Source organism: Pantoea sp. EKM20T, assembly GCF_011800485.1.
GTDB lineage: Bacteria > Pseudomonadota > Gammaproteobacteria > Enterobacterales > Enterobacteriaceae > Pantoea > Pantoea agglomerans.
Genome location: NZ_JAALFW010000014.1, coordinates 1 through 19514 on the forward strand (window position 1 = coordinate 1; position 19514 = coordinate 19514).

The window sequence follows — 19514 nt, forward strand, 5'->3', positions numbered from 1 at the left end:
TGCGCTAACCGGCTTTGCCGGTAAGCTCCGCCGAACCCCTTCGGGTTTCGGACATAGGGCCTGATGGCTGAGGTCAAGGGCTGCAACCGGCTGCCGCCGGTGCGTTCACTGGCCCCGAAAACGGGGCCGCTGAGGACGTCACGCCGTTCCGCCGTGCCGGGTGTGTTCGTGCTCATCTCATCCCCGGTGCTTCATGTTCCGGATGGTTCCCCGCGGAGGGCTGGTCGTAGCACCGTCATCCGATCGCCCGCAAGGGTACGCTTCGCCGTTCCTCGCCCGTTCGCACTCGCCATAAGGACGGCTCGCTTGCGCTGCGGCCTCCGGTGACGCCCCCGCGTTCGCCCGTCTGCCGTTGCTCCTTTGCCCTTCGCCGCGATGAACTCACCGAAACATGGATAAACCACCCGAACAGGAGAACCAGCATGAACACACAAAACGTCAACACCGCCGCTTCAGAATCTTCCAAAACAGGGGTTAACGGACAGGAAAATAACGACCTTGCTCCGGCACTGGCTCAGAGCCTGGATTATCTCAGGTTATTGAAGTCGGAGAGCATGACCGGGGATGAACGTTTTGAACTTCTCACAGGCACTCTGATGAATATGGCTGAGCAGGTTTGTAACACGGTTACTGACTGGTCGCGCCCGCGCCCGATGATCCCGCTGGCGTCATTTAAAGCGTGGATTGAGGCGGCACACATTGTGCACGGCTATCCAGACGGGATAGGCGATGCGGCATGGGGATACGCAAGCAGTGAACTGGCTTTGCTTCTCAAAGCCGGATACGCCATGCATAAAGCGGATATTGCCTGATGAGCAAACAGCAGATGTAAAAAAAGCAGAGTTTCCTCTGCTTTCTTCACCGCCGGTATTTACGAGATACCGGCAACATCAAAACCAGAATCTGGAGAGATATATGATTTTTGACATGCAAATCGTCGCACATGCCATCGCGATTGTAAACGCCATGCGCAGCCGCCAGCTGGCGCATTTAACGGTAATGCTGTTTTCGCAGTGGATGCAGGTAGCGCGTCAGGTGGAGAAACAGCCATGAATGAGATTATCGCGCATCCACTTTCCACAGCATTCACCGCTCCTGTTCAGCAGGACGATATCAGCAGAGTGATGGGTAAGTACTGCCTGATTCGCTTGGATAATGGCGCTGAGTCCTTCTGGCACAATGGCCATTATGTCTGCGAGGCAAACGGTGCATATGGTGACACGGGTGTGTCGGATATTGCGAGACTGACCGCACGGGCGGGTTGTCATTCGTTACGGTGCATCGAGCTGCCGGTTCCGGATGGCGAGTGGTGTTGGGGTGATATAGCGGAAAACCTCGCCCGCAGTGCCCTGAGTGAAACGGTACGGGCCTCCTGCATCGTGACGGGCTGCATAACAGCGCAGGGCAGGGGGGTTCACTTCTGCAATCATCCGCTGCTGAGCGGTGACAACTCGAATCTCTGGTTTCCTATTGGCAACAAGGAAGACTGGTTTGCGGCCGTGGAGCGGATTCTGGTCATGAACGGTTTAGCCGAGAATCTCACCAGTCTTACACCGCTTCGTGACGGACCAGAGTATATGGACTGGAAAGCGACCTATAACAGGAAGGTCATAATCTAGGGAGCTAATGGCCGGTTTAAACCGGCCATTAGGCCATGTGCGGGGTGCTGAACCGCGAAAAAAAACTGCAGGCCTTTCAGGCCAGGCAAAAACCCGGTGCTGACGCACCGGCTCTCTCCCTCCGCGTTCTTTGTCGTCTGCCAGTTATGTCAGGTGTCTCACTGCTGTCCAGGCGTTGCCGGTTATGCCGGTTCAGGTGCGATTGCTGCCCTTACTGACTAAACATCAACGTCAGGGGCCGGGACATGGCCACCTTCGGCTCCCCGGCGTTGCCGGGTCGTCAGTCCTACTGCGCTAACCGGCTTTGCCGGTAAGCTCCGCCGAACCCCTTCGGGTTTCGGACATAGGGCCTGATGGCTGAGGTCAAAGGCTGCAACCGGCTGCCGCCGGTGCGTTCACTGGCCACGGAAAACCGTGGTCGCTGAGGACCGGACCGGCATAGCCGTCCGGGGTGTGTTCGTGCCGTTTTCGCGCGCGGCGGGCCTGTTCCGGTCAGTCCAGGCGCGGAGGGCTGGTCGTAGCACCGTCATTCGTCAGCTGCAAGGGTGAAATGCACGCCTGCGGCGCCCTTGCACCTGCCGCCTGCCGTTGCTCCTTTGCCCTCTGCCGCGACTGGATCGACCGAAACATGACAACCCACCTGAGCAGGAGAAATGCCATGAACACACAGAACGTCAACGTCAAAACCGCCACGCCAGAATCTCCCAAAACATGCGTTGAAAAGCAGGGCGGGACGCTCAGTCCGGCGCAGTTTCGCGATCTGTACGATCACCTGCACAGGCACGGCGTGTTCACCGGCATCAGCGGCGTTAATGGTGCGCAGCTGGCTGAGCTCGATGTGCTGGAGGAACCCACAGAGGAGCCTGAAGCGGCGGTTATTTACATGCACAACGGCTGGCCGCTGGCGCTATATGAGTACGACACCGGTTACCTGATATTCCGTGAAGCGCTGGCCGCTTTATAAACCGTTATTTATTTCACTGCTGACACTCAAATTTAAGAGGTAATTAATTATGGTCCGTTTCGCTTCCCGCTATGCCGCCCCGACCGCTATCCGTAAAAACAGCCCGCTGAATAACGACGAGCTGATGCGCATTGTTCCGAGCGCGTTTTCTGCAGAAAAGCATGATTCGCGCTCTGAGCGTTATACCTATATTCCGACCATTACGTTGCTGGATAAACTGCGGGAAGAAGGGTTTGAGCCCTTTTTTGCCAGCCAGTCGCGCGTGCGCGATCCTGAGCGCCGTGAATTTACCAAACACATGATCCGCCTGCGTCGTGGAAATAACAACGGTGGCGAAGAGGTGCCGGAAATTGTATTGCTGAACAGCCATGACGGCTCCAGCAGTTATAAGATGATCCCCGGTATTTTCCGGCAGGTCTGCACCAATGGCCTGGTGTGCTGGAAATCATTTGGTGAAATCAGCGTGCCGCACAAAGGTGATATTGTGTCGCAGGTTATTGAAGGCGCTTATGAGGTGCTGGGCGTATTCGATAAGGTGGAAAATAATATAGGCATGATGAAAGGTATTCAGGTTAACAGCGAAGAACGTCGCCTGCTGGGGCAGCTGGCGCTGGAATATAAATACGACGGAAAAGAGCCGCCGGTATCCGCTGAGCGTATTATCAAGCCGCGCGCCTGGTATGATAAAGGCACCGACCTGTGGACCGCGTTTAATATCGTGCAGGAGAATCTGATTAAGGGGGGCGTGCCCGGCAGAACGGCGAAGGGAAAAAGAACCACTACCCGTCCGGTAACCGGCATCGACGGCGATATAAAGCTGAATCAGGCGCTGTGGAAAATGGCGGAGGAGTTCGCAAAACTCAAATCATAAAAATAACCCCGGCGCGCCGGGGTTATTTTTTGTCAGGCATCACGTCCGCGGCCAGAAACGTTTCCGGCGCGGACGATTTTTTATTCCGCTGCGTCATAGCGTTATAAACCTCATCCCGTGCAATCAGTACGCGGTAAATGCTTTTGATAATGGCCGCATATTCACGACGCTGTTTGATCAGCTTCGGACTCGGGCCAGTGTTGTACATCCCGACGCTGTCCCAGTTCCTGCCGTACTGCTTAAAGTTTCTCGCCTCAATCCATGCACCGGTATAAATACAGATGCACGGATCTTTCAGTAGCCTTTCCCGCGTAATATCAAAGTTTTTCAGCTGATTAAAGTGGGAACTGTTAATCTGCATATTGCAGACGTCATGCGTGCCGCCGCTGCTTTTTGTATTCAGTGCGTTATTACGCATGCGTGATTCCTGAATTGAATGCGCCATCAGCAGACGCGGATCAATACCGAAATCCTTACCGGCTTTTGTGAAGCACATTTCCGGCGCGGCCTGCGCGCTGAATACAACGGCAAGCGAGAGAGCAGCCAATAATTTCATTCTGATAATCTCACGTGCGTGCGCGTAATGCGCCAGGCGGGTTCCGGTGAAAAATACGCGTTCGGATCAGCGCTTGCAAGATAATTCGTTACAGACGCGCACAATGCGCTGACGGGCAGATGCTGAACCGCGTCGGGAATATAATGAATCCAGGAAGATAGGATCAATTAACAAGCCGCTCTTCGATAGTAAAATTTCATCACACCCCACGCAAGATAAAATCTTGCAGTTTATTTCATTAAAATCATGAAGTTAAATTGAATTTTGAGCTGTTTTTTCGATGTATGATGAAAATTGTGTGTTAATTAACACACCTTGCAGTGCCTGATTGTGTGTTTATGCAGTGCCGGATTGTGTGTCATTACGGTGCTGGATTGTGTGTTAATCAGGCACTGTAAACGGCACTGTAGTGTGTGCTGATTGTGGCTATTGATTAAAAACATAATGTTATGCATGGTATGTCAGTGTGCAGTGCCGGATTAACACACATAAAAAAGGCCTGTAGTGCCGGATTGACTCACATCAAAAGCCGTTAGAGTGCCGGATTGACACACATCATTCATAGATTTAAGCCGTAAATTACGTATGAAAAATGTGCATGGTGCTGGATTAACACACACAGAATTGAGGTGCAGTGCCGGATTAACACACTTCTGGCTTAAATGAACGGTGCCGGATTGACACACCCTGAAACCGGGGTAAATAATACAGGAAGAGCAAAATTATCCGAATGGGCAGTCAGGCTTGCGCCATCAAGGCAATATTTATAAATAAATCAATCAAAAGGCAGGGTAAATTAACTTTGTCTTACAGGGAATACGATAATGGCACGCAGAAATATTTACTTCAAAGAAAAAACCGAAAGAGAAGTCCAGGAGCTGGTGCAGATAGAGCTGCAGAACGGTGCAACCCACGGTGAGGTTAACTTCTCCTCTGTGGTGAATGAACTGGTGGGTATCGGTCTGATGGTCAAAAAACACCAGGGTGAAGGAAATAAGTTCGATATAGAGGAATTTAACCGTGACTTAATACGTCGTGTTGCAGGAACGCGCGAAGGAACCAGCATCATGATGGCGATGCTGACGGAAATGTATCTGCATATACGCGGTGAGTCCGGGCCACAGGCTCTTGAAGAGATGATTGACCAGAATTTGACAGGTATGAGCTCTGCAGAAGATAAAGCGGAGAGTAAGCACTTTATTGTTGAGTAAGACAGAAGTCCGGAAAGACCGGACTTCATTTTATTTTCATGAAATCAATTAACAATGTTAATCGGGATTCTGACCATGAAAGTAGAACCTTTACCAATCTCTGAGTGCGCACTGATCCTTCCTTTCATCGTTTTAAGGTAGCTATTAACAATCGACAGTCCTAGTCCTAAACCTTGCCGCGTTTCATTTTCAACGCCCTGATTAAATGGTTTGAAAAGAAGATGAATTTTTTTAGTGTCAAATCCGCAGCCTGTGTCACTCACTCTTAAAAACAAGTGAGAATTCGTGATCCGGAGCTTTACTCTAATCAATCCAGAATGTGTGTTTTTGTTTGCATTATCTATGATGTTATGAATTATGGATATGATTTTTTGCTTATCAGCATTAACAAGAATATTCTCCGGGTATACGCTGCACTCAATTTTATTTGCATTGCTTTCATTATAGAGAGACAAACCTGCATTTAAAGCGTCTTCTGTATAAAAACTAACATTACTCAGGCCAACGTTACCGATTTCAATTTTCGAAAATTCTAGTATTTCTTTAGTCTGAAGGTAAAGTTTATTAGAATGATACGTGATTTTTGCTAGATATTTTTCTGAGTTTAAAATATCTCCTCTAACATCAATCATATCTGATGATAACTGAATTTTCTGAATGGAGCCTGACAGTTCATGATATATGGCGGATATGAAAATATTTTTATCCCTTATCGCTGTGTTTAATCTCGCTATATGCACCCAGAGCAAGATTATTAATATAAAGAGAAGGAATATACAGGAGAGAGCAGCAAGTTCCGTGTAAGAGGAGTTATCAATAATTAGAGATTTTATTGTGTTGAAGTTTCTTATCTGAATTTTATAGATGATTTCCTGCAGATTTATAAGAGTGGGCTGCATCTTATTCATTTGCTGTAATAGCACATCTTTTCTTATCGGATCTGTAGTCTCTTCATTCAATCTGCTTAACTCATCGCTTTGCTTTTCGAGAAGTTCTAGTGCACTCAGAAAGTCAGGCTCATAATAAAACGAGTTTATGCGTAATGATTTGTTTTTAAGGATTCTAACTTTAGAATCAAAAACAGATTTCTTTGTTACGAAGTTATCAGGACTTTCTGTCTGATAAACAGATGTTCGGGTTCTTTCAAATGCGAGGAAGAGGATTTCAGCCGTCGAATAGTTATCAAGATTTGGCTCAATACTCTTATACTGATTTTTAATTTCATTGAATTTCTGAACAGTAAAAAAAACTGAACCAGAAAAAAAAAGAGTCAATAACAAGCCAAGTGTGAAGGGAACAACCCTGCGTTTCATTTGATAACCTCAATCCTGTTTATCTGCCAGACAGTTTTGGCATTTACTTCCAGTTTGTTGAGTTCCGGATGCTCATCTCTAGGGTAGATTACTGCAAAGGGCCCCAGGTCAGAAACCGGGATCAGTTGGCCATTTTTCCGGTATGTCAGTATAACGCCATATTTTATGAGCTCTCCTACTGGCAGGGTATAGCTGTAGTCATCAAGTGCGTAGACTCTCAGCGATGACGCCTTAATCGAGTACTTTGATAGCAGCTCTGCGAAGGTCACACCCTGAAAAGTAGCGTTGGGCGTGAAATTTGTAGCTGTCGTTATCGAAGTGACTGGAAGTTTGACCAAATCCTCGGTAGAGACCTTAATTTCTTTACTGCCATCTGCCAGAACAAAGGAGTCTGCATAAGCTGCTTTGGCTGATAGAAGAGAGAACAGAAGAGCTGTAAGTAACTTCATTTGGTCATTTTCCTTTTCTTCATAATCAATTGTCCATGTTCATCGTGACCGCACTTTTGCCAGCCTCTTACTTGATAGAAACGAGCAGCTGATGAATGTTCGTCAGTGGTCAGCTCAATCTCAGTGTCTCCCTGTTCAAAAAACCACTTAGTGATTTTTTCCAGTATCGCTCCTCCAACTCCCCGCCCCTGGTACTCTGGCTTTACAAACAGACCACCTATCAATGCATGAGGTATGTGAATGCCGAGGCCATAACCTACATAGCTATCATCAATCCTGCAGATCCAACCGCCACCCTGGGCAACATCAGCCAGAATTACTTCTCTCTGCAGAAACTCAATCTGATGGGCATGGACAGGGTTTTCGGTGACGGAAAATCTTATGTCGTACATTTCCTTTATATGTGTAGCCGTTAATTTGATTAATTCCATTTTAGGTCCATTTAAAAAAAGAGATTTGCCAGTAATATGGAGGAAAGTATAAAAATACGAGTCGGCTTTTCAACCAGTTCAACACCGTGTTCTATAATGGTTTCTCCTATTTGACGTTCATGCTGGTTCAGTTGTCCGGTTAGCAGGATTATTGGTACTGTCTCGCTTTTAGATCGGATCTTTTTTATGACTGCCTCAGAGGTTTCGCTGTAGTCCAGTAACCAGTCAATAACATATCCATCATAATCCTCCCTGTCGACTGCCTGGATCATTTCCTGGGCAGTCTCGTAAACTGACGCATCTATACCGTATCTGTTAGATACTGATTTTAATAGTTCGAGGAGTTCTTTATCATTATCGAGAATTGCCAGTTTAGGTGCAGGTAGAAAATCCATTCTGATTACCCGCTTCATATCTTTACTGAATTTAATACCCGTTGGATTAACTACATAATAATTTTTATGAAAGTAAGCATAGTTAATACCTGGCTCTTTAATATCCACCTTTTCTTCACTGACAACAATATTGCATCTTACATGCATGTCGTTAACAATAAATATCCCGTTATACGGTTTTGACTCTTCAAAAGATTCGTGGAAGTAATTATAAATCGATTTTAACTCGTTATAGAAAACCCCTCTTTTACCATCGAGTTTTTGTTTAGCGCTCTGATATTTGATACCGAGGATGTCAGCCATTGTTGAGGCCTGTTTCCTCTTTTCAATTCCTTTCCGCTCAAAAATTTCTAAAACCTTTTTGAGGTTTTTATTAGATGTTTCCAAAGTCTACTCCCGCCCATCGGTTACGTTTTACGCAGTTAGCCCCATGACTCAAGAATTTGGGTTAAACGAAAGATGATACACTAATGAGTATCTTTTGAAGGGTTTTTTGGTCTCGTAACCATCTGTTTAATAATGGTTTTTTCGATATTCTCAATTTCTATATAGGAAAATACTCAAAAACTACTCGAAATACTTTTCAATACATGCATAATTCTTTACAGATTCACATCACTACCGAGTTGTTTTTGAGTTGTTTTGTTAAGTTTTTTATCAGTACGTGAAACGGCTTGAGACAAATGTTAATAGCTAAGTTTATGAAAAAACTAATTTTTAGTCACATAAGAGACGCCTTATGGCCAATGCAAAATCCATCAGGGGAGGTTCAGTATTAGTCCACCTGTCAGAGGAGACTAACCAGCTCCTAGTGGAATCATCGAAGCGTTCAGGAAGAAGTAAGACCCGAGAGGCAAAAATCAGACTTGAAGACTCACTCAGATCATTCTCCGACTTAGCCGCCACCGGTCGGAGATTCGAATCTGCCACTGATTGTGAGTAGTTTTTGAGTTTTTTCGCCGCCCATGCCTCTCATCTAAAAGTATTTTTATAACGCCATTATAAATTTTCTGCTTATAAGGAGGTGAATCTACATAGCTCGTTCTGAAAACTATTCATAGTTGCTAAAAAATGTTTTTCCAGACTGCATCAGATATTGCTGATACAGGATACTGCTCGCCATTTTAAAATGGTGAGTCCTTTATTTTAGAACCTGATTCTGATCAAGGATTAAATAATGCAAACTTCGATTTTCGCTTCCGGTAAAACGGATAGCGTGGCGGTAGCATTGTCTGATGTCTACCAGAAACCCACTTCTGGTAAATATCCCTCCATTAAACAAATACTGAAAGGCCTTACTCATACCGCCTGTAAGAAAGTTTACCGGCATCGTGCAAACGTAACCCTTGTAGCTCTCGCAATGCTGTTCTTTGCATTGCCACATTTTGCAGGAGCTACTGACCTGCTGGCCGCTCAGAAGCAGGATGCCAAAGACACGTTCGGTCATGGCAGTACCGTTGAGTGGGGGTTTTACATCGGCGAAATCATCATCTCGATTGGCGGATACATTAAAACGCGCAACCCGATGCTTTTCGTCGGCGGTCTGGCTTTCCTCATCGTTATCACCCGCACCTTCTTCGCCCTGGCCGGTTAATCCCGCATGAACGGGGAATCGCTTCAGTACCAGTTCCCGGAAACCCTCAATCAGCAGAAACGCCTTGGCGGACTCCCCACAGAGGAGGCCGTGCTCATCCTTGCGTGCGCGGGCATCGGCCTGCTCTGCGACCTGTTCATTGTGATGCTGATTGTGGCAGGCGTGCTCTGGCTGTTAGTCCGCCATCTGAAGAAGGGGCAGGGCACCTGGTGGCTCATGAACCTTCTTTACTGGTACCTGCCGACCACGCTGCTCCGGCTGCAGTTCCGCCGCGTGCCCGACTCGGGCAACCGGCACTGGATGCAGTAACCCACGCGCCATCTCCGGATGGCGCTTATTAAAAGGATAACGCTATGAAGTATCAGGTCCGGGAGGGGCGCAACCGGGTAATCATTCTGGCCCTGTGCGCACTTTCGCTGCTCGTGTTTATTCTCGCCGTCAGCAACGTCGTCACCGGCGCGCTGGCGTGGCACTTTGCAAAAAAGCAGAAGACCCTGACCACCCCGATGATGTTTGACCGCCCATTCATCTCCGATTCCGCCTCCGGAGATGCGGCCTTAAACGGCATGCTGGTGCGCTCTTTCGTCAACCTCCGCCTTTCAGTCACGCCCGAAACCGTGGACAGCCAGCATGCCGCCCTGCTGCGCTTCGTTCCCGCTGAGTACCGTGACGACATGAAAAAACAGCTCGCCGCCGAAGCTGAGTACATCAAAAAAAATGGCGTCTCATCCGTGTTCCGCATCGATGACGAAATCACCGACTCCACCACCGGTGACATCACCGTGCAGGGCACGCTGAGCGCGAGCACCACGAACGGTAACCTGAACATTTCGCTTCCGGATGCCAGTAAAGCCTACCGGCTCAGCGTGCACTACGTGGACGGCCTTATCCGCCTGACGGCCTTCCCCGAGGTGCCCTGGACTCAACCTGAACGCCGCCCGCAACAGGACTGAACCGATGAAAAAGACCCTTTCCGCCCTGGCCGCTGCCGGCGCGCTGGCGCTGCTGCCTGCCGCCGGGCAGGCAGCCGTACCCGGCCCGGCCGGGACCCCGTTTGAGAATAATGCGCATCTTAAGGCGCAGATGAGTAATACCAGTCCTAACAAAATCATTATCGACGGCGAGCTGATTACCGGCATCACCGGTCCGGACAATGCCTACCTCAAAAGCAACACTGCCGACGGCGCGCTGCTGATTACGCCACAGACCGGTCAGGACTTCACCATCTTCCTGGAAACGGCCGGCGGCGTAGGCGTTTCGATCGACGTGTCACCCAAACCCGGTAACGGCCGCACGCTGCACCTGATACCGGCGGATGTGCCACTGAAGCCCAACCCGGACGCAAAGGTATGGGAGGAGAGTCAGCCCTTCCAGAAAACGCTGGTAAGCGTTGCGCGCAGCATTGTCAGCGGCGGGGTGCCGGAGAGTTACACCGAGGTAAAGGCCTCGCGTGGTCCCGCGTATAACCCGCCTGCGGGCTTGCTGCTGACACCTGAGCGCCAGCTTGCCGGCTCCCACCTGCGGGTGATGCGATACCGCATGATAAACACCGGCTACGTGACGCGGACGCTGAGTGAAAAACAGTTCTGGCAGAAGGGCGTGCGGGCGGTAATGCTCTCAACCCGCACCCTGTATGCAAACGGCGAAGGCTTCGTGTGGGTGATTTTCTCCACTGATGCGGAGGGCGGGTCATGAGCAACATCAACACCGCCACGCGCCGGCGCCAGTGGGTGATTGCCGGCGTGGCCGCCGCGGTCATGCTGGCCACCGGCGGGGGCATCTGGGCGTACTCACACCATCAGGCCGAGCTGAACCGGCCCGCGCCAAAGGCGGCACCGAACCTGACCGGCAGCCTGGTGAATACGTCCTTTACCGAAGGGGTGGCCACCGCCGCGCTGCAGCAGCAGCAGAACAAGACCGCCGGCCTTGAGCGCGACCTCGGCACGCTTACCGGCACGCTGAAAAGCCAGAATGAGGAGCTGCAGAAGAAGCTCAACACGATGGCAGACGCAATCAGTCAGCTGCAGACGCAGCAGGCGGGCCGGCCGGCAAGCGGTCCTGCCGCTACCACGCCGGCTGCCGGAACCACTGCAGTTAATGCACCGGTCTCCGCCGGGCAGTCCGGTCCGGCGCAGTGGAGCATCAACAGTCCGGGCAGCGGACCGGCGGCCGGGCAGGGAGGGCAGTTTTACCCGCCGCAGGGGCAGGCCTTTTATCCCGGCGCCGGTACGGTGCGTCCGGGCGGTCTGAGCCGCGAAACCTTCACCTACGCTGCGCTTACCGAGAAAAAAACAAAGCTTCCCTGGATACCTTCCGGCTCCTTTTCTGAGGCCACGATGATTGAGGGCGCTGATGCCAACGCCAGCGTAACCGGTCAGCAGAATACCTCGCCGGTGGTAATCACCCTGCTCGGCGAGGTCTCCATGCCTAACGGGAAGACCTGGAACATGGACCAGTGCCGCGTGACCGGAGAAATGTACGGTGACATCTCCAGCGAGCGTGGTGAGGTGCGCACCAAAAACATCAGCTGCATCCTGGATAACGGCAAGCATATCGATATGCCTTTCGACGGGCACGTGTCCTTCCAGGGCAAGGTGGGCATCCGCGGCAAGCCGGTGATGCGTAACGGCGCCATTATCGCCAATGCCGGTGCCGCCGGCCTGCTGTCCGGCTTCGGTGAAGGTATCCAGTCTGCCGCCACGCCAACGGTCGGGCTGGGTGGCAGCGCCTCAGTTGGTGCCGGTGACATCTTCAAACAGGGGCTCGGTGGCGGTGCCAGCAAGGCGGCGGACACGCTGAGTCAGTACTGGATTAAGCGTGCCGAGCAGTATCACCCGGTGATTGATATCGGTGCCGGCAATGCGGTGACGGTGGTGTTCCAGCAGGGCTTCCGTCTGGAAACGATTGAGGATGCCGAAGCTGAAAAGGCGAAGCAGGAGGCTCCGCAGGCCGCCGTGCAGCAGGCCTCAGCAACTGCACCGGCAGTCAGCAGCAGCAACGGCAGTGCGCCTGTTCTGAATCCTGACGAAGTTCTGCGTCAGGCCAGCCAGCTGCGCCTTGGCGACACTATTAATTAAGGAGATGACAGATGAAACAGTGGTATGTACTCAAGTCGTTATTTAATCAGGAAAAACGTGCCGAAGCCCATCTGATCAATCAGGGGGTGGAATGTTACCTTCCACTTTTCACCTGTCAGCTTGTTGCCGGGGGAAGCGTTAAACCGGTTAAACCCCAGCCACTTTTTCCTGGCTATCTGTTTGCGCGATTCGATCCTGAAGAAATCCACACAACGACTATTAAAGCAACGCGCGGAGTCTCAACCATAGTCAGCTTTGGCAATCGCATCGCAATAATGGGTGATGCGGAAATGGAGCGCATGAAGCGGGGAGCTGAGTCGGCCGCGCAGGCAGACATGCAGGCGCCTGAGCATGGCGATACAGTTCTGATAACAAACGGCACGTTTGAAAACATGCAGGCTATCTGGCATGAGCCGCAGGGCGCAAAGCGTGCAATGCTTCTCCTGAACCTTATGGGAAGACTGGTTGAACTTGATCTCAAAAAGGTCCGGTCTCAGAACATCCAGTTCCGCAGGACGTCAACACACGGACAGGAGGCAGCATGAAGGGGCTGATTAAACGCTGGCTTCATCCGGACAGCAGAGAGCACCTGTTTGTGATTCTGATTGCAGTCACGCTGGCGGTGAACTTCACCGTATCCGGTCTGACGATGCGTGAGGGACTGACCGGCTTCCCGGACTTCCCGGGCTGGCAGGTCTGGCGGCTGGCCCTGTTCACGTCTCCTGTTATTGTTCTGCTGGCGTACCTTTTCAGGGGATTGGCTGGCGTAACCTTTTGGGTGATGGCGGCGTGCTGGCTGATACTGGCGGCATATTATCTTATCGGCGGCGTGTGGTATTGGGTGGTGCCGGTACCCAGTCCAAAAGACATCTTATCCACTGCAGGCTTAACCACCGGTATCGCGTATTTTTTTACGCTGCTCTTCACCCTGCTTAACATCAGATAACGAAAATCCGGCTGCGGAGGCAATCATGAATGAATACAACCAGCGTGAACTGCGTATCCGGCTCTGCGCACTGCGGCTTCGTTATCATCGTGCCTGGCTGGCACAGGCGAGCAGCTGCCGGCTGGCCGCTATGCTGACCGAAATCGATATGGTCCGTCAGCGTCTGGCGTCTGACAGTGCCGCGCCTGATGCCGAATGCCTCAAGGTACTATCTGCCGGCGCACCTGATTCCGTCGCCGGCTCAGGTGACGTAACACGCTCTTCAGCATAACGGAGGTTTCTGATGATTCAGGATAAAACCGCAACGGAGCCGGATGCGTTATTCATCCGCGTCTCTCAACCTGCCGGGAATATGCTGTTCCGGCTTGAAAGGCTTAACACCCGCCCGGTGCCGGATGCGGCAGTTCGCCCGATGGCTGAGAATTCCGGGCACCTGCCCGCATTCACAGACCTCACGATTGAGCAGCTGGCGGCGTACATCGCTGACGTCATTCATCAGGTCTCACCGGGCACGCCGCGCGCAGACGTCTGGGTACGCACAAAATCGCCGGTGAAAAACATACCCGCTGTCAGCAGCCCCCGCGTTATGAGTGAGGATGCGCTTAAGGACCTGCAGATGATCAACGCCTTCATGAAAGGTAAACATACTGGCTGAACCCGATTTTTTAGTGCCTTCACCAGGGCAACCTGCACCACCCGATTGACCCGCACGTTTATCTCCCTGACCCATTGCGGCCCGCCCGCCACTGAGGATTCCACCATGCAGAAACTTTTTGCGTGCGCACTGCTGTGCGCTGCGCTGACCGGCTGCGCCGGCATGAACTCTGATTTTGACTGTAATAAGACCGCGACCGACCAGTGCCTTTCGATGTCCGATGCCAGCAGGCTGGCATCAAAGCACCAGAGCCTGGACGACCTGACGGCAGCTAAGGAGGCCGCCCCAAAGCCTGCCGCTGAGGCGCTGGCGACGCCCGGCAACGTGAAGCCCGCCGTCAGCCCTTACCGCCCGGTAAGCGTGGCAACACTTGCCCCGCTTACGGTTAAAGGGCAGGGCGGGACCGCAGACAGCCTGCGGGCATCCAAGGTGCCGGTCCGTAACGGTGCCACTGGTCCTGTGGTCCCGGGTGACTACAGCGGACCGGGTCAAGTGGACGCCCGCCGCATCCCGGATGCGACGCAGCGCCTGTGGATTGCGCCCTGGGTGGATGAGCAGGACAGCTTTCATCAGCCTGCCGTGGTTGAGTTCGTGAAAGAGAAGTCCCGCTGGGATGAAGACTTTCGCGTAATCAGCGAGGGGGAGTAATGAAAAAGCGTTTTTCATTCAGCAGCGCGCATGAACGGCCGGAATCTGCATCGTCCGCTGCAGCGCTGCATCACCGGGTCCGGCCCGGGCTGATGTTCGCGGATGCGCCCAGTTACGGACACATCTTTGCGCACAGTACGCCTGGTACCGGAAAGTCCGCACTCTTCCCTGCCCTGATAAAGGCCGTGCTGAAAACAGAGCGCGCCGGAGGCCAGCATGCTCAATAATGTTATCGATCACCTCACCGGTATTTTCAGCAGCAGCCGGGATGAGGGTGGCGCAAAGCAGGCGCGCCAGAGGCTGCAGGAGAGCTTCAGCTATCCGTCGCTGACCAGCCTGCTGCCTTGGCGTGAGTTCGACGAAAAGTCCGAGCTGTTCATCAACAGCCGCTCGGTCGGCTTCATTATGGAGGTGGCGCCGCTTGCCGGCGCAAATCAGCAGGTGGTACAGGCGCTCGATGACCTGCTGCGCAAAAAGCTGCCCCGTAAAACGCCGGTCACTGTGCTGATGGTGGCCAGCAAGTGCGTGGGCGACATGCTGGAGAACGGACTGAGCCGGGACATGTGGAAGGGTGACATGGCGCCGCGCCTCAACGCCATCACCAAAGCCTTCTGGGAGCGGTCGGCGCTCAAGGGGCTGGCCAACGAGCGCGAGTATCCGCTGTACCTGCGTAACTACCGCGTGTTCCTGGTGTACGCACACTCCGGCACCGGCGGCATCAGAACGATGGACGCTGTGGCGCATGTTCGCGAAACGCTCCGCGTATCGATGCTGGCCGCACACATGGACACGCGCCGCGTGGGACCGAATGAGTTTTTATCCGTCATCCGCGAGCAGCTTAACTACCGGCCGGGGCAGGTCAGTACCGGCAGCGAGCACTGGAACCCGGAGCAGGAGCTGCACCGCCAGTGCGTGGATAACAGTACCGAAATGGAGGTTCATCCGGATCACCTGAAGCTGATCACCGCGCGGCAGCAGGGTGACCGGGCGGTCAGCGACAGCGGCGATAAAGCGGTGGTCAGCACGCGCATCGTGAACATGCAGCTGACGAAGGTGCCGAGGCAGTTTGCACTCTGGCAGGCGGCGGACAACCTGCAGAACATGCGCTTCCCGGATTTAGGTATTCCCTGTCCGTTCCTGCTGAGCTGGACCATCTGCGTGGAGGATCAGGTGAGCAGTCAGAACGAGGCTTTTCGCAAAGAGCAGGACATGGGCAAGAAGGCCAACTCCTCCTACGGCAAGCTGTTTCCCAATACGCAGCGCACCTATGAGGAGTGGCGCGACCTGCGTATGGGGCTTGCCAGCAACGAAATCGCCATGTGCAGCTTTAACCTCAACCTGACGCTGTTCACGCCCGACAGCGACAGCGAACAGCAGCGCTGTGAACTCTCCGCCATCAACGTGTTCCGCAAAAATGACCTGGAAATGTCCGCCCCCCGTTACCAGCAGCTGCGCAACTGGATGACCTCGCTGCCGTTCGTGATGCAGGAAGGGCTGTGGGACGACATGAAGCACATGAATGCCACCCTGCGCTGCAAGAGCTTCAACGCCGTCAACCTCATGCCGGTCGTGGCCGAGCGGCAGATGGCGGCATCGGGCAGCCCGCTGCCGACCTATCGCAACGCGCTGGCCTTTTTTGACATGTTCAGCGAAAGCAATGGGGCCACCAACTTCAACATTGCGGTGACCGGCACCACCGGCGCGGGGAAGAGCTTCTTCATACAGGAAATCCTGCGGCAGGTGCTGAACGCCGGCGGCTTCGGCTGGGTTATCGACATGGGGGGCAGCTATAAGAACTTCTGCCGGCAGGCGGGCGGGGCCTATCTGGATGGCGCGACGCTGCGCTTTAACCCGTTCGCCAACGTGCGGGACATTAAAGAATCCGCCGAGGGCATTCAGGGCCTGCTGACCGTTCTGGCCAGCCCTAACGAACCGCTGGATAAGGTCAGCGAAACCATCCTGCTCAAAGGGGTGGTGGCGGCATACGAATCGAAGCAGAACACCGCGCGTATCGACGACGTGGTGCTGTACATGAAGTCGGCGGCAGTGAAAGAGGAATATGGCCAGCAGCCGACCATCATGAACCGCATTAACGAACTGGTGCTGCTGCTGGACCGCTGGTGCACGTGGGGAGCCAACGGCGACTACTTCAACTCGGATAAGCCGACGCTCGACGGCGACACGCGCTTTGCCGTACTGGAGCTGCTGAGCTTGGAAAACCAGCCGCACCTGCTCTCCGCCATCCTGTACTCGCTGATTCTGGCGATTCAGGAAAAGATGTACCACTCGCCGCGCAGCCTGAAGAAGGTCGCCATTATCGATGAGGCCTGGCGCCTGTTCAGCGGCTCTAACCCGCACGCAGCCCGCTTTATCGAAACCGGCTACCGTACGGTCCGCCGCCATCGCGGGGCATTCATCACCATCACGCAGGGCATCAAGGACTTTACCGGCACCAAAGACCAGGCTGCACCGCCAGCTGCGGCGGCGGCATGGGATTGTTCGGGCACCAAAGTAACCCTGCTGCAGGATGCGAAGGCATTCAAAACCTACCTCAACTCCAACCCGGATCAGTTCAGCGAAGTTGAAACGCAGGTCATCCGCGGCTTCCAGCCCGCGCGCGATACCGGCTTCAGCTCGGTCATGATCTCAACGGGCGAAAACAGCTCGTTCCACCGCGTCTTTGTTGACCCGGTCACGCGCGCCATGTTCAGCACCCGCGGGGAAGACTATCAGTACATGACGGAGGCGCAGAAGGCCGGGGCGACCAGCGAAGAGGCTGCCTACCTGCTGGCCTGCGAGCCGCACATGTACCAGGCCGAGATGCAGGAGCTGGAGCGCTGGGCCGGACTGACCACTGCTTAAAAGAGGAATTAATGATGCAGGAAGAAAGACAGCCGCCTCAGCAGGTGGCCACAGAAGCCGCGGATAGCATAAGTGACGGCGCTCGCGTGACAGCGGCTGCGCGAATGATGCGCAGCCGCGGCGTCCGGCTGGCGGCGTTTACCGTGCTGGTCATCGCGCTCAGCACCGGCGTCAGTGCGCTGGTTGCCAGAGCCGTACAGCCCGATTACGTGGTGTTTGACATGAAAGGCACCATCGACACGTTCCGGCAGCAGACGGCGCAGCAGCCGGTGGAAAAGGGAGCGCTGGAGACGCTGACGAAGCGCTTTGGCGCCGCGCTGGACGCCAGCCTGTCTGACTGGCAGGCCGCGCACGGCGGCGTCATTCTGGTGAAGGGCGCGGTGGTTGCCGGCGTCAACGATATTACTCCGGTCATTCAGGCCGATATTGCCCGGCAGATGCAGGGGGCGCCATGAGGCAACTCGCCACAGCGGTTGTTCTGCTCGCTGCAGTGGTTGCTCAGCCCGTGCAGGCGAAAGAGCTCGGCACCATCGGCCACCTGTTCCCGATCGCCGAGCCGGACCTGCTGACCTTTATCGGTCAGCGCCTTAAGGGCATGGAGGACAGCGGCGAGATGGACCGCCTGCAGCGTGAGGCGGAGGCCCGGGTGAAAGCCCATGCCGTTCGTCCGGCCCCGGTGGCCGGGCTGACGCCGGCGAAAACGGACCGCGCGTTCCTGTATGACCCGACCTTTACGGTGCGGGAAACCATCCGTGATATGCGCGGCAACGTCATCGCCCGGGCAGGCGACAAGATTAATCCGCTTGATAAAGTCGCCTTCAGCGAGACGCTGTACTTCGTGGACGGTGACAATCCGCAGCAGATGGCGTGGCTGAAGCCGCAGCTCGCGGAGCTGCAAAACTTTAAAGTCATCCTGGTAAAGGGCAACGTGCACGACAGCAGCATCGCGCTGGACGAGCCGGTGTACTTCGACCAGTACGGTACGTTAACAACAAAATTCGGCTTTGAGCACACGCCGGTGCGCATCACGCGCGCGGACAGGATGCTCCGGGTAGAGGAGGTGGCACTGAAATGAGTGATAAAACGCCGTATGATCTTGTGCAGAGACTGGTAAATGACTGGCAGTATTCTGCGTCGTCATCCGAGGCCGCGCCCGTTCAGCTGCACGCTGAGCCGGTGATGCAACCGGTATGGACTGATCCTGTTCCGCCTGCCTGTCGTGCCGAAATCTCACTGGCACCCGAGAGCATCAACGCGTTTACATCAGGCCTGCCGGCTGTAGGTGGTTTTATTGTCCTCATGGCGATGGCCATCGTCCTTGTCCGTTTAGAAAGGAGAATGAATCCTGAGCGGCCAGACACGATGCGCGTAGCTTTTGTCTCATCATCTCCGGCACCGTTTGGCAGTCGCGAGATGGCGAAACTGGCAGCTGATGAGGCGAACAGCCACTACTGGCAGTGCATGCTGGCAGCATTTGGCGGCGCGCTGGAGGCGGAAGGCTTTGCGCTTCGCACCGAGCCGCGGACAAAGGTTCTGCTGCCTTATGCAGTCCGGGCCCGGGTAGGTGTGGCCATCGTAAAGGCGCGAACCCGCTATCTGAACCCCCACCAGAGTGACGACGCTGCAGAGGCGATGCTGCGCGATGCCGAACAGGATGACTACACCGGTGGCTGGACCGATTGCTGTCTGCGGGGAGCGGAGGCGGCCGGCTGGTACATTGTCAGGCGCGACCACGGTCCTGAGTCGGCACAATAACGACACCCAGGATGCAGTGGCTGGGGCCGTGACTGCCAGCGGCTGGTGTATAATTCTGCGCGTGAGTACTCACACAAAGGGATACAGGCAATGAAAAAAATGACATTCGGCCTATTACTGCTTGCGGCCGGCCATGCCACCGCGGCTTCGTCATTTACACAGGACTGG

At 53.8% G+C, this 19514-nt stretch carries 27 protein-coding genes; 22 read left to right on the forward strand and 5 right to left on the reverse strand.

Going from position 1 to position 19514, the window contains the following annotated elements; translation table 11 throughout:
* The first annotated feature begins 422 nt into the window (after window positions 1-422).
* The 5 genes from HFD94_RS19410 to HFD94_RS19430 all read left to right on the forward strand — a co-directional run bounded on the left by HFD94_RS19410 (window position 423) and on the right by HFD94_RS19430 (window position 3454).
* Window positions 423-812, forward strand: coding sequence for a hypothetical protein (locus HFD94_RS19410; protein ID WP_167433391.1), 390 nt, complete (start codon window positions 423-425; stop codon window positions 810-812).
* Between the two features lie 103 nt (window positions 813-915).
* Window positions 916-1053, forward strand: a complete 138-nt coding sequence (locus tag HFD94_RS19415) for a succinate dehydrogenase flavoprotein subunit (protein WP_167433392.1) — start codon at window positions 916-918, stop codon at window positions 1051-1053.
* Window positions 1050-1619 (forward strand): hypothetical protein, encoded by a 570-nt coding sequence (locus HFD94_RS19420; protein ID WP_167433393.1) that lies wholly within the window; start codon window positions 1050-1052, stop codon window positions 1617-1619. Before HFD94_RS19415 ends, HFD94_RS19420 begins: the two co-directional genes overlap by 4 nt.
* 658 nt (window positions 1620-2277) lie before the next feature.
* Window positions 2278-2583, forward strand: coding sequence for a hypothetical protein (locus HFD94_RS19425; protein WP_167433394.1), 306 nt, complete (start codon window positions 2278-2280; stop codon window positions 2581-2583).
* 49 nt (window positions 2584-2632) lie between these two features.
* Window positions 2633-3454, forward strand: a complete 822-nt coding sequence (locus tag HFD94_RS19430; RefSeq protein WP_167433395.1) for a DUF932 domain-containing protein — start codon at window positions 2633-2635, stop codon at window positions 3452-3454.
* Window positions 3455-3476: 22 nt separating this feature from the next.
* Here the strand turns inward: HFD94_RS19430 and HFD94_RS19435 are convergent, their stop codons facing one another.
* Window positions 3477-4010: a lytic transglycosylase domain-containing protein gene (locus HFD94_RS19435; protein WP_167433396.1), complete on the reverse strand. Its 534-nt coding sequence runs from the start codon at window positions 4008-4010 to the stop codon at window positions 3477-3479.
* 824 nt (window positions 4011-4834) lie between these two features.
* Here HFD94_RS19435 and HFD94_RS19440 point away from each other — a divergent pair.
* On the forward strand, window positions 4835-5221 hold the full coding sequence (locus HFD94_RS19440) for a relaxosome protein TraM (protein WP_167433397.1): 387 nt from the start codon (window positions 4835-4837) through the stop codon (window positions 5219-5221).
* 44 nt (window positions 5222-5265) lie between these two features.
* Here the strand turns inward: HFD94_RS19440 and HFD94_RS19445 are convergent, their stop codons facing one another.
* Genes HFD94_RS19445 through HFD94_RS19460 form a run of 4 tightly spaced genes read right to left on the reverse strand, consistent with a single transcriptional unit; the run spans window position 5266 to window position 8196 of the window.
* A complete protein-coding gene (locus tag HFD94_RS19445) occupies window positions 5266-6534 on the reverse strand; it encodes a sensor histidine kinase KdpD (RefSeq protein WP_167433398.1) in 1269 nt (422 codons plus the stop codon).
* Entirely contained in the window at window positions 6531-6983 is a 453-nt protein-coding gene (locus HFD94_RS19450; RefSeq protein ID WP_167433399.1) for an oxidoreductase, read from the reverse strand. The genes HFD94_RS19445 and HFD94_RS19450 overlap by 4 nt, the downstream gene beginning before the upstream one ends.
* Window positions 6980-7414, reverse strand: a complete 435-nt coding sequence (locus HFD94_RS19455; protein ID WP_167433400.1) for an N-acetyltransferase — start codon at window positions 7412-7414, stop codon at window positions 6980-6982. The genes HFD94_RS19450 and HFD94_RS19455 overlap by 4 nt, the downstream gene beginning before the upstream one ends.
* 11 nt (window positions 7415-7425) lie before the next feature.
* On the reverse strand, window positions 7426-8196 hold the full coding sequence (locus HFD94_RS19460; protein ID WP_167433401.1) for a response regulator: 771 nt from the start codon (window positions 8194-8196) through the stop codon (window positions 7426-7428).
* A 352-nt stretch (window positions 8197-8548) separates the two neighbouring features.
* Between HFD94_RS19460 and HFD94_RS19465 the strand changes: the two genes are divergently transcribed.
* The 16 genes from HFD94_RS19465 to HFD94_RS19540 all read left to right on the forward strand — a co-directional run bounded on the left by HFD94_RS19465 (window position 8549) and on the right by HFD94_RS19540 (window position 19346).
* On the forward strand, window positions 8549-8752 hold the full coding sequence (locus HFD94_RS19465) for a TraY domain-containing protein (RefSeq protein ID WP_072006694.1): 204 nt from the start codon (window positions 8549-8551) through the stop codon (window positions 8750-8752).
* Window positions 8753-8986: 234 nt separating this feature from the next.
* On the forward strand, window positions 8987-9403 hold the full coding sequence (locus tag HFD94_RS19470) for a type IV conjugative transfer system pilin TraA (protein WP_167433402.1): 417 nt from the start codon (window positions 8987-8989) through the stop codon (window positions 9401-9403).
* Window positions 9404-9409: 6 nt separating this feature from the next.
* Window positions 9410-9712 carry a type IV conjugative transfer system protein TraL gene (gene traL / locus HFD94_RS19475; protein ID WP_167433403.1) on the forward strand — a complete coding sequence of 101 codons (303 nt, stop codon included), beginning with the start codon at window positions 9410-9412 and terminating at the stop codon, window positions 9710-9712.
* A 44-nt stretch (window positions 9713-9756) separates the two neighbouring features.
* Window positions 9757-10356, forward strand: coding sequence for a TraE/TraK family type IV conjugative transfer system protein (locus HFD94_RS19480; RefSeq protein ID WP_167433404.1), 600 nt, complete (start codon window positions 9757-9759; stop codon window positions 10354-10356).
* Between the two features lie 4 nt (window positions 10357-10360).
* Entirely contained in the window at window positions 10361-11098 is a 738-nt protein-coding gene (traK, locus tag HFD94_RS19485; protein ID WP_167433405.1) for an F-type conjugal transfer protein TraK, read from the forward strand.
* Window positions 11095-12480 carry an F-type conjugal transfer pilus assembly protein TraB gene (gene traB / locus HFD94_RS19490; protein ID WP_167433406.1) on the forward strand — a complete coding sequence of 462 codons (1386 nt, stop codon included), beginning with the start codon at window positions 11095-11097 and terminating at the stop codon, window positions 12478-12480. The genes traK and traB overlap by 4 nt, the downstream gene beginning before the upstream one ends.
* A gap of 11 nt (window positions 12481-12491) precedes the next feature.
* Entirely contained in the window at window positions 12492-13025 is a 534-nt protein-coding gene (gene rfaH, locus HFD94_RS19495; RefSeq protein WP_167433407.1) for a transcription/translation regulatory transformer protein RfaH, read from the forward strand.
* Complete coding sequence (locus HFD94_RS19500) at window positions 13022-13426, forward strand: hypothetical protein (protein ID WP_167433408.1); 405 nt, start codon at window positions 13022-13024, stop codon at window positions 13424-13426. Before rfaH ends, HFD94_RS19500 begins: the two co-directional genes overlap by 4 nt.
* A gap of 25 nt (window positions 13427-13451) precedes the next feature.
* The gene (locus tag HFD94_RS19505) at window positions 13452-13697 is read left to right on the forward strand and encodes a hypothetical protein (protein ID WP_167433390.1); all 246 of its coding nucleotides are present in this window, start codon (window positions 13452-13454) and stop codon (window positions 13695-13697) included.
* 12 nt (window positions 13698-13709) lie between these two features.
* The gene (locus HFD94_RS19510; protein ID WP_167433409.1) at window positions 13710-14081 is read left to right on the forward strand and encodes a hypothetical protein; all 372 of its coding nucleotides are present in this window, start codon (window positions 13710-13712) and stop codon (window positions 14079-14081) included.
* A 105-nt stretch (window positions 14082-14186) separates the two neighbouring features.
* On the forward strand, window positions 14187-14729 hold the full coding sequence (traV, locus tag HFD94_RS19515) for a type IV conjugative transfer system lipoprotein TraV (protein WP_167433410.1): 543 nt from the start codon (window positions 14187-14189) through the stop codon (window positions 14727-14729).
* Entirely contained in the window at window positions 14729-14956 is a 228-nt protein-coding gene (locus HFD94_RS19520) for a hypothetical protein (protein WP_167433411.1), read from the forward strand. Before traV ends, HFD94_RS19520 begins: the two co-directional genes overlap by 1 nt.
* Window positions 14946-17591, forward strand: coding sequence for a type IV secretion system protein TraC (traC, locus tag HFD94_RS19525; RefSeq protein ID WP_167433412.1), 2646 nt, complete (start codon window positions 14946-14948; stop codon window positions 17589-17591). The genes HFD94_RS19520 and traC overlap by 11 nt, the downstream gene beginning before the upstream one ends.
* An 11-nt stretch (window positions 17592-17602) precedes the next feature.
* Complete coding sequence (gene trbI, locus HFD94_RS19530; protein WP_167433413.1) at window positions 17603-18046, forward strand: type-F conjugative transfer system protein TrbI; 444 nt, start codon at window positions 17603-17605, stop codon at window positions 18044-18046.
* Window positions 18043-18666, forward strand: a complete 624-nt coding sequence (gene traW, locus HFD94_RS19535) for a type-F conjugative transfer system protein TraW (RefSeq protein WP_167433414.1) — start codon at window positions 18043-18045, stop codon at window positions 18664-18666. The genes trbI and traW overlap by 4 nt, the downstream gene beginning before the upstream one ends.
* Entirely contained in the window at window positions 18663-19346 is a 684-nt protein-coding gene (locus tag HFD94_RS19540; protein WP_167433415.1) for a hypothetical protein, read from the forward strand. The genes traW and HFD94_RS19540 overlap by 4 nt, the downstream gene beginning before the upstream one ends.
* The last annotated feature ends 168 nt before the right edge of the window (window positions 19347-19514 follow it).

Bases quoted from the DNA above. Each gene is read 5' to 3' on its own strand.
- HFD94_RS19420 (WP_167433393.1), top strand. From the start codon at position 1,050: ATGAATGAGATTATCGCGCATCCACTTTCCACAGCATTCACCGCTCCT.
- HFD94_RS19415 (WP_167433392.1), top strand. From the start codon at position 916: ATGATTTTTGACATGCAAATCGTCGCACATGCCATCGCGATTGTAAAC.
- HFD94_RS19425 (WP_167433394.1), top strand. From the start codon at position 2,278: ATGAACACACAGAACGTCAACGTCAAAACCGCCACGCCAGAATCTCCC.
- HFD94_RS19500 (WP_167433408.1), top strand. From the start codon at position 13,022: ATGAAGGGGCTGATTAAACGCTGGCTTCATCCGGACAGCAGAGAGCAC.
- HFD94_RS19410 (WP_167433391.1), top strand. From the start codon at position 423: ATGAACACACAAAACGTCAACACCGCCGCTTCAGAATCTTCCAAAACA.
- traC (WP_167433412.1), top strand. From the start codon at position 14,946: ATGCTCAATAATGTTATCGATCACCTCACCGGTATTTTCAGCAGCAGC.
- HFD94_RS19520 (WP_167433411.1), top strand. From the start codon at position 14,729: ATGAAAAAGCGTTTTTCATTCAGCAGCGCGCATGAACGGCCGGAATCT.
- HFD94_RS19430 (WP_167433395.1), top strand. From the start codon at position 2,633: ATGGTCCGTTTCGCTTCCCGCTATGCCGCCCCGACCGCTATCCGTAAA.
- HFD94_RS19455 (WP_167433400.1), bottom strand. From the start codon at position 7,414: ATGGAATTAATCAAATTAACGGCTACACATATAAAGGAAATGTACGAC.
- traV (WP_167433410.1), top strand. From the start codon at position 14,187: ATGCAGAAACTTTTTGCGTGCGCACTGCTGTGCGCTGCGCTGACCGGC.
- HFD94_RS19470 (WP_167433402.1), top strand. From the start codon at position 8,987: ATGCAAACTTCGATTTTCGCTTCCGGTAAAACGGATAGCGTGGCGGTA.
- HFD94_RS19540 (WP_167433415.1), top strand. From the start codon at position 18,663: ATGAGTGATAAAACGCCGTATGATCTTGTGCAGAGACTGGTAAATGAC.
- traK (WP_167433405.1), top strand. From the start codon at position 10,361: ATGAAAAAGACCCTTTCCGCCCTGGCCGCTGCCGGCGCGCTGGCGCTG.
- HFD94_RS19465 (WP_072006694.1), top strand. From the start codon at position 8,549: ATGGCCAATGCAAAATCCATCAGGGGAGGTTCAGTATTAGTCCACCTG.
- traB (WP_167433406.1), top strand. From the start codon at position 11,095: ATGAGCAACATCAACACCGCCACGCGCCGGCGCCAGTGGGTGATTGCC.
- HFD94_RS19505 (WP_167433390.1), top strand. From the start codon at position 13,452: ATGAATGAATACAACCAGCGTGAACTGCGTATCCGGCTCTGCGCACTG.
- trbI (WP_167433413.1), top strand. From the start codon at position 17,603: ATGATGCAGGAAGAAAGACAGCCGCCTCAGCAGGTGGCCACAGAAGCC.
- HFD94_RS19435 (WP_167433396.1), bottom strand. From the start codon at position 4,010: ATGAAATTATTGGCTGCTCTCTCGCTTGCCGTTGTATTCAGCGCGCAG.
- HFD94_RS19450 (WP_167433399.1), bottom strand. From the start codon at position 6,983: ATGAAGTTACTTACAGCTCTTCTGTTCTCTCTTCTATCAGCCAAAGCA.
- HFD94_RS19445 (WP_167433398.1), bottom strand. From the start codon at position 6,534: ATGAAACGCAGGGTTGTTCCCTTCACACTTGGCTTGTTATTGACTCTT.
- HFD94_RS19440 (WP_167433397.1), top strand. From the start codon at position 4,835: ATGGCACGCAGAAATATTTACTTCAAAGAAAAAACCGAAAGAGAAGTC.
- HFD94_RS19510 (WP_167433409.1), top strand. From the start codon at position 13,710: ATGATTCAGGATAAAACCGCAACGGAGCCGGATGCGTTATTCATCCGC.
- traW (WP_167433414.1), top strand. From the start codon at position 18,043: ATGAGGCAACTCGCCACAGCGGTTGTTCTGCTCGCTGCAGTGGTTGCT.
- traL (WP_167433403.1), top strand. From the start codon at position 9,410: ATGAACGGGGAATCGCTTCAGTACCAGTTCCCGGAAACCCTCAATCAG.
- rfaH (WP_167433407.1), top strand. From the start codon at position 12,492: ATGAAACAGTGGTATGTACTCAAGTCGTTATTTAATCAGGAAAAACGT.
- HFD94_RS19480 (WP_167433404.1), top strand. From the start codon at position 9,757: ATGAAGTATCAGGTCCGGGAGGGGCGCAACCGGGTAATCATTCTGGCC.